This is a genomic window from bacterium (genome assembly GCA_016708315.1).
Taxonomy (GTDB): Bacteria; Zixibacteria; MSB-5A5; order CAIYYT01; family CAIYYT01; genus JADJGC01.
This window is the reverse complement of sequence record JADJGC010000024.1, coordinates 1-12,714: the sequence shown is the minus strand read 5'-3', so window position 1 is coordinate 12,714 and position 12,714 is coordinate 1. Positions and strand designations below refer to the sequence as shown.

The following is a 12,714-nucleotide window of genomic DNA, read 5'->3' as shown; positions in this document are numbered from 1 at the left end:
GAGCAGTAAGTGACCGACAGTCCAAAATTCTTCAAGAACCCAGCAGAGTTTCGGCGCTGGCTTAAGAGCAACCACACCAAGGTCGCCGAACTGTGGGTAGGGTTCTATAAAGTTGGCACCGGCAAGCCAAGTATCACTTGGAAGGAATCGGTCGATCAGGCGCTCTGCTTCGGTTGGATCGACGGCATACGCAAGAGTATCGACGGCGACAGCTACAAGATCCGCTTCACACCGCGCAAATCGACGAGCAACTGGAGCAAGGTGAATATCAAGCGATACGGCGAACTGCTTGAAGAGGGTTTAATTCAACCGGCGGGGAAGAAAATGTTCGAGGCGAATTCCTTGCGGCGACGCGACTATTCTTATGAACAGGAACAGCGCACCATGTCGGAGATGTACATCGAGGAATTCAAAAAGAACAAGAAGGCTTGGAAGTATTATTCAGATCAAGCCCCTTGGTATCAGCGGACTTCAAGCTATTGGGTGATGAGTGCCAAGAAGGAAGAGACAAGAGCGAGGCGACTTGCGCAGTTGATCTCTGATAGCGAGCAGGGTAAAAGGCTGGGGTTGATGACAGCCAAAGATTCGAGCAAGAAGTAGATCCGTCCGATTGGTTTATCGGACAGACCTGCTGTAAGTCAGACTACGGACAAGCAGCGCAAGGCGCGGTTCCGCCGCTGTATAGATAACTGAATAGATAAACGGCATCCGCGACTGTCAAGAAGCCGTCGCAGTTTGCGTCGGCGGCTTCCAAGTCAATCGTTCCTTGCCACTCGGCGAATATCGCCCAAATCATCACAACGATATCTGAGATATTGAGATTGAGATCACGATTTGCGTCGCCGCATGCAACCGGATCGAGCTCTGTCCTGCGTTGGGTGTAAACGCGAGAGTTGTCGAGGTCGGTGGTTTCTGCGGTCAGAAGCGTGCCCTCACCGCTGTAAGTAAACCAAGGCTCGCCGGGCGCTTGATCTGCTTCCGATCCCGCGAGCAAGATTTTGGTTACGCCGTTCTCAAACGACCAGCTCTGATAGACGTTGCCCGGTGCAGTGGGAAGAAATGTTGGAGTGATTTCGCCTGCGAATGTCAGGTAAGCACCTGCAAGCGGCGCGCGCGAATCAACGCGGATAGATTTGGAACTCGTGTTGTGCGTGAACACTGCCGTCATCGTGTCGGCGGGGAAGATATCGTTGAACGGCACGACATCGCCTGCGATGGCTCGCAGAATGTAGATCAGGTCACGATACTCGAGGTAGAGCCCATTGTGGTTGACATTACTGTTGATCATTTGTTGCTGGCGCTGAGACGGAATTGTGCTGAAAACCGAGAGGCCGTGAAGAAAGTAGCTCGCAAAAAGATCTGCATCGGCGACTTCGAATGTCAAACCGTTGAGATTTAAGTCTCCATAGTCGGGAGGGGGCGGGTCCCCGCAAATGGTCTCGATCCCGCCTTCGCGGTAGTTAACTGCCCGCCAACTCAAACTGTTGTCTGCGCCGCAGAGTCCGGGTCGACCTTGATTCGTGTGCAACGTTGCGGGTACTGGATAGAAGTCGTTTGCACCGGTACTTCTGAACACAGTATCGGCGTAGAAGAGGTTTCCGTAGACATTTGTAAACAAATTGTCGCCGCAACTTTCCCAGTAGAAACGAAGTGGGTAAGAGGAGCAAGCCGATACGTTCGGGCTGATTGGAGTAAACACCAGCATTGCAATGGTGCCGGAGCCGGACAATCCAAGATCGCATGCGGGATCGAGTGTGAAGACCCACGACCGAATCGCAGTTATAGTGACGAGCCCGGGTGGACATTCGCCAGCGCAATTCGTTGCGCCTGGGTGGTATGTGAATATTTCCCAATTGCAGTCCGTTAGTAGGCGACCCGCCTTAATCGTGTCGAGTTTGAACAAAGTTTCATCGTACTCAATCGTCAGTTGAAACGCCATTGACCGAAGGCCGGAGAAGTCCGGGTTGTAGTTGATATCTACTTGATATTGAGTATTCCCAGTATGAGTAGCCTTGGCCGATCGAAACCGTTGGCCGTGCGATTAGCGTTGAGAACGATAAGATCAGATAGCGCCGGCAAAGACTAAGTTAAGCGGGCTCTAACTACATGATGTGCGCCGTTTGAGAGGTTGCATGGACATCATATTTCGTCCACTTGTAGGGACTTTCCTTTGAGTCTACAGGGCTATGATTTATCTGTGGCAACGGCTCCGTTGAATTTGACGGAGCCGAGGTTGCTAAGGGACAGCTTTGGGCATGGCGCGGCGCCGCCGCCAAAGACGTATGTGATTAAGTACACGGCATCCGAAATGGTGACAATTCCACTGCAGTCGACGTCGGCATCAGCCTCGTCAATAGGCGGAGGACCTCCGGCGAAGATGTAGCCAATCAAGTACACTGCATCACTGATACTGGTCGTGTTGTCGAAGTTGATATCGCCGCAAAGCGTTGGTGCGTTTTGATAGGCAATATTGGCTTGGATGTAGTTGTCGTTGAAGTCGGATGTACCGACAAAGGCGAGGTTGCCTTCACCGGTGTACGTCAACCAGATTGGGCCGGGAGTCGGGTTTGGTGTACTGGACAAGGTCATCACATGCGTCTTTACTCCATCGAATGAATACCATTGGAAGAAGTCGACAGGAGCTGCCGGGAAAAATGTCGGGACGATGTCGCCCGTGAATTCGAGATATGCTCCAGAGAGGTCGCCGGCGAAATCCACACTGATGACTTTGGCGTCGAAGTCCTGGGTAAACGTAGCGGACAGAGTATCGACCACATGCGGATCCGGAAATGGCAATGCATCTCCGACTATTATGCGCAAAAGGTAGGTCAGGTCTCGGAAGGTGAGCGTCGTGCCGTCGTTGTTGGCGTCGCTGGCTTGGATTTGCATTTCGAGTATTTGAGGATTTGGATCCAAAGCCGCGAGTCCGTGCATGAAATACTCACAGTAAAGCACAGCATCGGCAATTTCGTATGGGATACCATTCAAATTGAAATCGCCGCGAGCAAAAGGATCGGGACCACATGTGATGTCGATGTATCCCGGTTTGTATGTTATGGCACGGTATGGAGTCTTTCCTTCGATGGGACCGGACAGACAGGAGTTTGGTAACCCGGCGTATGTTGACAGTGTAGCCGGCACGGGCAGTACATAGTCCCACCCATAAACGTCATCGGCGACGTACAGTGAATCACCATCGCGAGTTGTGAAGGAGTTGTCACCACAGTCAGGCCAAAAGAATCGGACAAATGCGGCCTGACACTGATTCGATTCGTCATTGGGGACGTGGAACTTGAGATTGACAATTGATCCAAGTGCCGGGCCAAGGTAACAGCCGGGCGTGCCGGGAATTCCTGCAACATCGGCGACTGCTGATATGGTGATAATGCCTAAGCTATCAGCGTTCAACATGCTAAGCTGATAATCGAATTGCTCCCAACCGCAACCGGAGACCATGTCGCCTGGTTCGACGGAAACTAAGTCCACGAGAAATGCCGTGTAATGTATTTGCAACTTGAAGGAACCAAATTCAGGGCCAGCCTCATCGCGATCGAGCCGCACGGGCATCAGGACGGTATCGCCAAGTTGCGTATTGTGCGTTTTCGGGATTGAAATGGTGGTCGTGGCGAACGATGACGCTGAAACGAAAAGTAATGCAAAACAAGCAACGCCAATGCGATTGTTCGGTCATGTCTGCGAGTGCGCGACCGGACAAATGGAGCAAGCATACAACCTCCTCAACCGGCTATTCCGCCAATTGTGTATGTAACATCGAGTAAGAATCTCTCTCTGAGAATCTCATCCGCTCGGAGTAATGCTCCGAGCGGATGAGTACTTCAACTCAAACTATGGGCAGTTGGCGCAGGGCGCGCTGCCGCCGGAAAAGACATACTGCAACAAATAGACAGCGTCGGAGATAGTAACCTGACCGGAGCAGTCGACATCGGCGAGTGCCGGGTCAAATGGTCCGGGCCAGATGTCGAAGATGTGGCCAATCATTGCGACAATATCGCTGATGTTGATAGAGCCATCCTCATTGACATCACCGCATATTGCGGGAGCGCCTTCAATGACGATCTGTGACGTGATTCTGGTGTCGAAAAAGTCGGCGGTTTGGACCGAACTTAGAGTTCCATTGCCGGTATACGAGAACCAGAGACTGTCGGGTGAATTATGCGGAGTGGAGCTTGACAGCAACACGCGGGTCACGCCGTTCTCGTAATGATAGTCCTGCACGAAGTTTCCGGGTGCGCCAGGAAGGAAGGTCGGCACAATCTCTCCGATGAATGCGAACGCACCACCGGCGAGTTGGGTCGGGTACGATGCGCGGACAGTCTTGGCGACTGTATTCTGTGTGAAGATAGCGACAGCAGTGTCGGAGGGAGATTCCTTCGGAAATGGCAGCGCGTCACCGACGATAACTCGAAGGAGGTAGGTCAGGTCCTGGAACTCGAGGACATTGCCATCATCATTAGCGTCACTTGCGCCGATCTGCGCCTGCCGAAATATGGGGTCTTCATTGAATACTGAAAGGCCGTAAAGAAAGTACTCAGAGAACAAAACGGCATCAGCAATCTCGTATTGAATTCCGTTCAAGTTAAGATCGCCGGTCATGTCGATGCTATCGGCACAGACGATGTTGATGTATCCATGACGGTAGTTGATTTCTCTTGTAGGCTGATTGGGCGAACCACCTGTGATGCAACTCGCCGGGGCACCTTCGATAGTATGTAGTGTTGGCGGAATCGGATAATAGCTGAAGTCATCGGTGGCTGAGAATACGGTGTCTGAAATGAGGTAAGTCGCGCCCGTCTCAGAAGCAAAACCGTTGTCGGCGCAATCATTCCAATAGAATTCGATAGGTGTGAGCATACACTCGTATGCTGCATTGTTCTTCACGTAAAATTTCAGAACCGCAATCGTCCCTGCTCCGTTATCCCCGAGATTGCAGGTCTGCTCTCCGGGGACTGTCGGCGAGTCTCCGAGTCCGACGATTCGCACAAGACCGGTAGGGCAATCGCCTTCGCAGCCAGCTTCCACTCCCGAACGATAGACGAAGAACTGCCAGCTGCAATTCGTTAGCAGGCTCCCTTGCGAGACGCTTTCGAGTGTGAGCGCAGCGTCATCGTATGCAATCAATAAGTCAAATCCGGCAGATACGGTGCCCGTGCCTCTCGGATCAAAATTGATCTCGACATATTCGTACAGCCCCTGAATAACATCTTTAGTGCGTTCGATGGTAACCAGCGGACGCGCGGCAAGAGCGATAGAAGGCACAAAAGTGCTTAGTAAGAGCGCGAAGGCTAGCAACGCCAACGCGGCAGTGACTGTGTGTCTCGGATTTGGGACACGTTTAGACATACAACCTCCTCAACGGGTTTTGGTTAAAGCAGTGTCTAAAACGTTAGCAATATGATCGGGCTAAGATTCCAATCGAATGTTTTGAAGTACTGTTTTCTCTTAGTTCATTCGATAGCAGTATCTAATGATAACCTCAAATCGTGGATTGTCAAGTTGCCAATTGCGCGAATCCTGGTCGCGTCGTCTCCCAAATAGGTCCACAGCGTACTGTGGTATATCGAGCACCCGGCCCCGGTTGTGTAGTCGGGACCGGGCAATTTGCGAAGAGGCTAGTCGCAGCTCGCGCCGGCGTCTGCGCCGGCGAAAAAGCTTAGACGGAAAAGCCGAAACAAAAAAATCACCAGTCCAGCGCCGTAAGTCTACTAAAGGTACTGAGCGGCTTTGCTGACTGATATAGCAGCAGTAACGTAACGCGATCCTTAGCGGAGCATACTGCGGCTGAGTTTAGAAATGACGATGTTCTTGTAAGAACGCGCTTAGACATAGCAATTCCTCCCGTGTCTTCGAGAATTGGATTAAGTCTAAAACGCTAACAATGAGGCGATGATGAGGCCCTATACTAAATTTAGATGTACTTAAGTTACCGGGTTAAGATCGACAATTCGAAGTTGGCATTCGAGTGCGAGTTTGTCAAGTTAATTTTTTGCCCTCACCCCGACCCCTCTTCCGCCTGCGGCGGGAGAGGGGAACGGCGGATGCGAAATTACTTAATCAATTTTGCTGTGAGTTTGATTTCGACTGAGGCGAGAGCCTGAGAAATCGGGCAGCCGACTTTGGTACCGGCGGCGATTTCTTGAAACTTGGCTTCGTCAATGTTTGCTACGCGAGCTTCAGTAACAAGCTCGATCTGGGTAATCTTGAAACCGGTTTCAACTTTGTCGAGGTGGACGTTGGCGGTTGTTGAGATCTGATCGGGGACAAATCCAGCGGCGGAAAGACAAGCCGAAAGCGCCATTGAGAAACAACCGGCATGGGCGGCGCCGACGAGTTCTTCTGGATTGGTGCCGATACCGGACTCAAAACGCGAGGTGAACGAGTACTGCGTGTCTTTGAGGGTGCCGGTTTCGGTCGAGACTGTGCCCTTGCCGGCTTTGAGATCGCCTTTCCAGACGGCGGATGCTTTACGAATCATTAATTCCTCCTATGTAATTGTAAACATCGTATCAGTTTACCAATTAGTACGGAAGAATGAGTGACGGGTTTGAACAGGTCGAGATTTCGTTTCGTTTAAGTGTCTACTAAATTGACTTCTTTCTCTTCAAAAATTACGGCATAACCCGGGTTAATCGGGACAGCTAGGGCCATTCACCGAAACCGGTGCTCACTTTAGAGACCATTTGCATCTGCAACCGGGGCTACCTTTTGCAGACTCGCCCCTGCAAGTTTTCGCAGTGAGATCGAGATTGTTAAACCGCAACGGCCGTTGCGAACTCACTGCAAACACATGTTGGGCCGGCAAAGCTGGCGCTTCTGAGCGAACATCAGTGCCTTCACTTATTGGCGCGAAAAATAATGTCGAGTGGATAGCAACAGATTTTTGCCCTCACCCCTAACCCCTCTCCCAAAACGGGAGAGGGGAATCTTGCGCGGGCGTGGCGGACACACCCCCGTCCCGCGTCCTCCGACCGGGCCCCTCTTGGCTTGCCAGGGGGATCGGGTTTGCGCTTCCGCCACCCCCCACCTCTTGATAGAGGGGAGTAGAAGTTGACGGTGGAATGATTGGGTGTCGGGGTTTTGGCAAAAAAGGCGACTATTGACAAAAATGGAATATGTAGTAACTTGTCAATAATGGGGTGGGCATGGTCTTCGAAGTGACTGTGGTTCTTGTCTTTTGATGAAAGAATCCGATTGAACGGGCACTCCTGCAGAGAATAGCACAAATACAACAATTTTGGCGCGAGGTTGGCAGTGAAAGCACTTATCAGACTTGCCGTAATCCTGAGCGTTTTGGCGCTAATGCATCCGCTTGCTGCGCAGAATTCAAAGGAGATAACGCTTGAGTTTCGGGGCAGTACGCTGTGGACAAAGTTCAACGATATGGATCTGCAAGGGAACTATGGATACGCTATCTGTCCATTCGGATTGATGGCGTTTGATATCAGCGATTCTACGGTGCCGACGCCGGTCGGGCAGGTGTATTTGCCGCGCGGGGATCGGAGAAAGATCGTTGTTGACGGTGGGCGGGCGTATATCTCGGACGGTGCTGGAGGACTTCGGATAGTCGACATTTCCGATCCAGCACACATGAACCAGGTCGGTCTTTTTGATCCGGACGGACAAGTTTACGCTGCGGCAGTGTCGAACGATTTGGCGTATGTCAATGAGTGGGATCATGCGCTGCGAATACTCGATGTCAGCGATCCCGCCGACATATTTGAAGTTGGCCACTGCGATTCCGCGCGCGTTGGCATGGATGTCAAAGTACGCGACAGTTACGCTTACGTCGCGACCTGGAACGGCGGATTTCAGATTATTGATGTCAGCAATCCTGCAAGCCCGCAGTTGTATGGCAGTTTGCTCTCGACGGATCAGGGATATTGTTTCGATTTGCGCGGAGATTATGCGGTACAAGCTGTGATGTCGAAGGGGCTTCGTTACATCGACATCAGCGATTTGCAGAACCCGGTATTGGCAGGAAGCTGGAACGCAAACGGTGTGATCTGTGATGCTGCATTCTGCGATAGCTTTGCAGTTATGGCAAACTGGGGTGCGCTGCAGGTCATCAATCTTGCGCAGGCCCCGACATTAACGCTGACCGCGACATTGAATGCGCCTTACATTTACAATGTGCTGGTGAGAAATCATACGGCGTACTTCTGCGATACTGATTCGTTGATGGTAGTCGACCTCAATAATTTGCCTTCGCTGCCGGTAGTCGGCAAGTACCAATCACGGTACGTAGTTCTGGATGTCGCAGTCTCGGGCAACTATGCTTACGTTGCGAACATGAACACGGGGCTGCACGTGCTTGACATTTCGAATCCCACCAACCCGATTCTCGCAGGTGAGCATACATCATACTCGGCTTCGGATGTTGAAGTGCGCGGAGATTATGCCTACACGGCAGATGACCGTCAGAACAAGATCCATGTGTTCGATATATCGGATCCCGAAGCCCCTGTGCCGGTTGGCGAGATATTTGGCGGCGGAGATATGAACAAACTGGATATCGATGATACGCTGCTATGTGCGACAATGGGGAATTCCGGTTTTGTCATTCACAGCATGGCATTACCAGAAGCGCCGAACTACTTGGGAATGTTTGACCCGCCGGGAACGACATGGGGAATTGACTTAGTTGATACGATAGTCTATGCGGCTTGCGACAACGGGGGACTGCGGATTTATGATGTTGGTAGTCCGGCAAGCATTCACCAAGAAGGAAATTTCCCGACGGCGAAACAAGCGATGGCAGTGGCTGTGCGCGATACGCTGGCATACGTTGCGACCTGGTATGGCGGGCTGGAGATTATCAATGTCAAGAATCCGGGGGCGATGACGCGCATTGGCCAAGTTGCGATGGTTGGTCCGCTGTGGACAGTGGAACTTGACGGCAACTATGCTTATCTGGGCGGTGAGACGGATAGTCTGTGGGTGGTTGATATCAGCAATCCCGCGATGCCGGTCTGGGCGGCCTCATTTGGAACAAACTCGCAAGCCCGTGATGTTGCGATTGCCGGGAATAATGTTTATGTCGCGAATTACAACGGCTTGCTGATTCTCGAAAAGATCGGCGGGTCTGTTTGCGGCGACTGCAACGGGTCGCAGAGCGTCGATATTTCGGATGTGGTCTATATGGTGAACTACATTTTTGCGGCAGGACCAGCACCACAGGATTCAGCGGGCGGCGATATCAACTGCAGCGGGCAGATGGATATTTCAGATGTTGTGTACATGGTGAGTTTCATATTTGCTTCGGGACCGGCGCCGTGCAGCGGGTGTGAGTAGGAAGTGGAACGGATAGCGCTGTCCTACTGAGGATCGTCGAGCTGGAATTTTATCTCGTAGGTAACCCAGAGCGCAACGGGGCGACCTTTGGTTCTCCGCCGGTTTCCATCGTGATGCCTTGGCACAGGCTCGCGCTGAATCTTCAAAACCGACAAGTGTTCCGGAATCCTTTTCGATTAGGGTGGCTCGAGCTACTCCATCAATTCCAACCAGAACCGTGACCCAGACTGAACCATCGATTCCAGCTTTGCGGGCAATTTCCGGATAGGTTAGAAGAGGCGATTTAAGTTGAACTGGACGCATTTCGACCTCAACAGCTCCTGTCGAGTCAGACTTGCGTGTGGCATCCGGATCGAGTAGTCCGAAGTTTTGTCCGGTGGAGTCGGAGCCAGTGCCGAGTCTGAGACTCTGGCCAGAACCAGAACCGAGAGGAGTAGAAGTCGTCTTCTTTGTGGCGCAGGCGGCAAACATGGTCGCGATGCAAGCTATGGTGAGAATTAGTATGACTGGTCGCGGAGTGGTTTTCATTTAGTCCTCGGTTTCGAATCGAGCAGAATCTTGTTGAGAGATATGTTAGCGCAAAGCGGAGTAGAATCAACAATAAAGTCGATGAGGGGGTGAAGGTTGCGGGAGGGACACCCCCGCGCCCAGCCACCCCCGCCTTGATCGCGCTCTCCGCCGCGGCGGATCGCGCGCTCAAGGCACCCCTCTCAAGAGGGGAATTGAAATTTGCGAAGTGTACAAGACGCTGGAGTGAGCTGCGTTGGGACAGGGTTGATTGTGGCGCATGACAGACAGGAATGTCTGTCCTACCTGAGCGAAAGAGGCGCAATGACAGACAGGAATGTCTGTCCTACCAAAGATCTACGAACTAATCATAGACTACGGGCAATTGGTACAGGGCGCAGGACCGCCTGCAAAAACATAGAGGACCAAGTAAACTGCATCGCTTACAGTCAGTATCCTGTTGCAGTCAACGTCGCCAGCGTAGACATCAAGAGGCGGCGGTCCGAAGACGAAAATGTAATTAATCAAGGACACTGCGTCGCTAATGTTCCTATGGCCGTCGGCGTTGAAATCGCCGCAGTTTGCGGGTGCGGTCTCAAAGGCAATCTGGGCATCGATCGGCGAGTCCGCGAAATCCGTCGTTGTCACGGAAACGAGGGTGCCTTCGCCGGTATAGCTGAACCAATATCCGTTCGAGGCTTGATCGGGCTGACCGCTGGCCACAAGTACCCGGGTACCGCCGCTGAGATTCATTGTCAGGTGGAAGAAGTTATCAGGCGCGGCCGGCATGAAGTCCGGGGTGATCTCACCGTCGAAATCCAGAATTGCGCCGGCAAGCGTGTGCGGAGATTCGACGCGCACATACTGGGAAAAAGTATTCTGGGTAAAAAGGGCTGTCAATGTGTCGACTGCGGGCAACTTGGGAAAGGGTACTGCATCGCCATAGACAATGCGGGCCAGATATACGAGGTCGCGAAACTCAAGCGGCATGTTATTGGCGTTGACGTCGGAAGCGGCGACCTGGGCGTCGACATCCGTCGTGAATGCCGCCAATCCAGCGAAGAAGAAGTCGGAGAAGAGAATCGCATCGGACACCTCATTCGCAAGTCCGTTGAGATTGAGGTCGCCGCGACTGTCGAGTGGAGACGCCGATGCATATGTGCAAAACAAAAACGCGGCGGCAAGTATTGCCAGAGCGCCCGCGCCGATGTGTCTTTGGTTGGGGACACGTTTAGACATACAACCTCCAATTAAGCGGTATGCGTTAGGGTTTGGTCTAATACGTTAGCGAAGTACTAATTAAGTATAGCATCGGTGGCGAAAATATTCTCGACCTTGAGATGTCAGGGATGCCCGTACCACCCTCAAGCTAAGAGCCTAGTCAAAATTGTCAAGGTCAAATATGGACCAAGAAAGCTGAAGTCGACCTACGGACTAAAGTCTTGACAGTCGCTGGTGGTTTGCGGTGATTGACGCATGCTTCCGGAATATTGGGCGATTGTCGGCGCTGTCATCGGCTCGGTTGGCGGATTGTACTACTTGTACGATACCATCGTCGGCAAAGCCCAGCCCAACCGCATCACGTGGCTGTTGTGGGGAATATTCCCGATGGTCATCTTTGTGGCGCAAAGGGTGCAGGGCGTTGCGAGTATTTCGTGGACGTCGTTTGTCGCGGGCTTCATGCCGTTATTAATCGTCGCGGCATCGTTCTTCAACAAGAAAGCTTATTGGAAAAGTGATCCGCGCGATTACTACCTGATGGCGGCGGCGATCATCGGGATCATTCTCTGGGCGATTACCGACAATCCGAATTTGGCGCTGCTGTTCTCGCTATTGGCTGATATGCTGGCGGCGATACCGACGTTGATCAAGTCGTATCGACATCCGCAATCCGAGAGTTGGATTGGATATGGTATTAGCGCGGTCGGATTTGGGATAAGTTTGTTGTCGGTGCAGGTCTTCAACTTTGAGAATGCGACGTTCGCAGCGTATATTTTTATTCTGAATGCTGCATTGGCTGTGATGGCGGTGAGGGGGAGGCGTAATTGATGAGGCGGGCGGAGGAAGAAGGCACGCACATTGAGCAAAGTGTATTAGTTTACTTTCCCGAATTCTTCGACCATTGAAAGTAGTCGCCGTTGGCCAATCCGAATACTGCAGTTCTTGCAGTGTCAACCCAAGCCGGTTTGACGGACTCGAGACTGTCAATCAACTCCTCGAAGCGCTCATACGAAACCCAAGTCGGGTAATTGACCATGCTTTCGAAACATTCGGAATGAACACCAAGTAGGTGCGCGCTGTCACTATCGACTTCAATGTACGCGTAAGCGTGCCACAGTTCGGGGCAAGTGCAGTTTTTGAAGTAATACTTAGCTCCACTAGCCGAAGGGACGCGCGCATAGAAATCTTCCCAACCCTGAAGATTTCCGCCAGCGTGAATGTACTCAACGCCGGGAAAATCAACGAAGTATTCGGCGAGTCTGATTGGATGCATGATATTGGCCGGCCTTAGTCCGATATAATGCGGATTGAAATTCCAATCGTAGAAGTGGACATTCAATGCCAGCTCAGCAATTAGATCGTTCCATTCCAGGTTGGTTCCGGCTTTCAGTTCTTCGAGAAGCTGGGGAGTCACTCGTATGGTCACACCTGATCCCATGAAGGGACTTAAGAACTTTATATTCACGTCGGGAACGGAGTCGGACCAAGTGGTGCGAATGAGGTCAAGTTCGTGGTCGATCTTGCGAACGAGCCATTCCTGTGGACGCAGCGTTCCGGAGGTATAGACTGCCAACAACTCCGATTCGCTTTGGTATTTCAGAGGCTGTGTCGTGTCTTCCGGGGGTGCGATTACTTTGTCATCTCCGCACGTCCAAATCAACAAGCATAGGCCAACGA

Annotated in this window: 10 protein-coding genes; 3 read left to right on the top strand and 7 right to left on the bottom strand. The window is 52.0% G+C overall.

Going from position 1 to position 12,714, the window contains the following annotated elements:
* Positions 1-9: 9 nt before the first annotated feature.
* Entirely contained in the window at positions 10-600 is a 591-nt protein-coding gene (locus IPH59_16230) for a YdeI/OmpD-associated family protein (protein MBK7093233.1), read from the top strand.
* Positions 601-643: 43 nt separating this feature from the next.
* Here IPH59_16230 and IPH59_16225 read toward each other — a convergent pair whose 3' ends face one another.
* From IPH59_16225 to IPH59_16210, 4 genes are all read right to left on the bottom strand, one after another.
* Positions 644-1,939 carry a hypothetical protein gene (locus IPH59_16225; GenBank protein ID MBK7093232.1) on the bottom strand — a complete coding sequence of 432 codons (1,296 nt, stop codon included), beginning with the start codon at positions 1,937-1,939 and terminating at the stop codon, positions 644-646.
* 245 nt (positions 1,940-2,184) lie between these two features.
* Positions 2,185-3,567, bottom strand: a complete 1,383-nt coding sequence (locus tag IPH59_16220; GenBank protein MBK7093231.1) for a dockerin type I repeat-containing protein — start codon at positions 3,565-3,567, stop codon at positions 2,185-2,187.
* 279 nt (positions 3,568-3,846) lie between these two features.
* Positions 3,847-5,361 (bottom strand): dockerin type I repeat-containing protein, encoded by a 1,515-nt coding sequence (locus IPH59_16215; protein MBK7093230.1) that lies wholly within the window; start codon positions 5,359-5,361, stop codon positions 3,847-3,849.
* A 703-nt stretch (positions 5,362-6,064) separates the two neighbouring features.
* The gene (locus IPH59_16210) at positions 6,065-6,493 is read right to left on the bottom strand and encodes an OsmC family protein (GenBank protein MBK7093229.1); all 429 of its coding nucleotides are present in this window, start codon (positions 6,491-6,493) and stop codon (positions 6,065-6,067) included.
* 776 nt (positions 6,494-7,269) lie between these two features.
* On the opposite strand from IPH59_16210, the gene IPH59_16205 reads away from it, so the two are divergent.
* The gene (locus IPH59_16205; protein MBK7093228.1) at positions 7,270-9,309 is read left to right on the top strand and encodes a hypothetical protein; all 2,040 of its coding nucleotides are present in this window, start codon (positions 7,270-7,272) and stop codon (positions 9,307-9,309) included.
* Here the strand turns inward: IPH59_16205 and IPH59_16200 are convergent.
* Entirely contained in the window at positions 9,241-9,837 is a 597-nt protein-coding gene (locus tag IPH59_16200; protein ID MBK7093227.1) for an energy transducer TonB, read from the bottom strand. The two genes, IPH59_16205 and IPH59_16200, sit on opposite strands and share 69 nt — an antisense overlap.
* Positions 9,838-10,191: 354 nt before the next feature.
* Positions 10,192-11,055, bottom strand: a complete 864-nt coding sequence (locus tag IPH59_16195; protein MBK7093226.1) for a hypothetical protein — start codon at positions 11,053-11,055, stop codon at positions 10,192-10,194.
* 237 nt (positions 11,056-11,292) lie between these two features.
* Between IPH59_16195 and IPH59_16190 the strand changes: the two genes are divergently transcribed.
* The gene (locus tag IPH59_16190) at positions 11,293-11,865 is read left to right on the top strand and encodes a hypothetical protein (protein MBK7093225.1); all 573 of its coding nucleotides are present in this window, start codon (positions 11,293-11,295) and stop codon (positions 11,863-11,865) included.
* A gap of 49 nt (positions 11,866-11,914) precedes the next feature.
* Here IPH59_16190 and IPH59_16185 read toward each other — a convergent pair whose 3' ends face one another.
* Positions 11,915-12,610, bottom strand: coding sequence for a hypothetical protein (locus tag IPH59_16185; protein MBK7093224.1), 696 nt, complete (start codon positions 12,608-12,610; stop codon positions 11,915-11,917).
* Between the last annotated feature and the right edge of the window lie 104 nt (positions 12,611-12,714).

Bases quoted from the DNA above. Each gene is read 5' to 3' on its own strand.
- IPH59_16225 (MBK7093232.1), bottom strand. From the start codon at position 1,939: ATGGCGTTTCAACTGACGATTGAGTACGATGAAACTTTGTTCAAACTC.
- IPH59_16220 (MBK7093231.1), bottom strand. From the start codon at position 3,567: ATGCCCGTGCGGCTCGATCGCGATGAGGCTGGCCCTGAATTTGGTTCC.
- IPH59_16215 (MBK7093230.1), bottom strand. From the start codon at position 5,361: ATGTCTAAACGTGTCCCAAATCCGAGACACACAGTCACTGCCGCGTTG.
- IPH59_16210 (MBK7093229.1), bottom strand. From the start codon at position 6,493: ATGATTCGTAAAGCATCCGCCGTCTGGAAAGGCGATCTCAAAGCCGGC.
- IPH59_16200 (MBK7093227.1), bottom strand. From the start codon at position 9,837: ATGAAAACCACTCCGCGACCAGTCATACTAATTCTCACCATAGCTTGC.
- IPH59_16195 (MBK7093226.1), bottom strand. From the start codon at position 11,055: ATGTCTAAACGTGTCCCCAACCAAAGACACATCGGCGCGGGCGCTCTG.
- IPH59_16190 (MBK7093225.1), top strand. From the start codon at position 11,293: ATGCTTCCGGAATATTGGGCGATTGTCGGCGCTGTCATCGGCTCGGTT.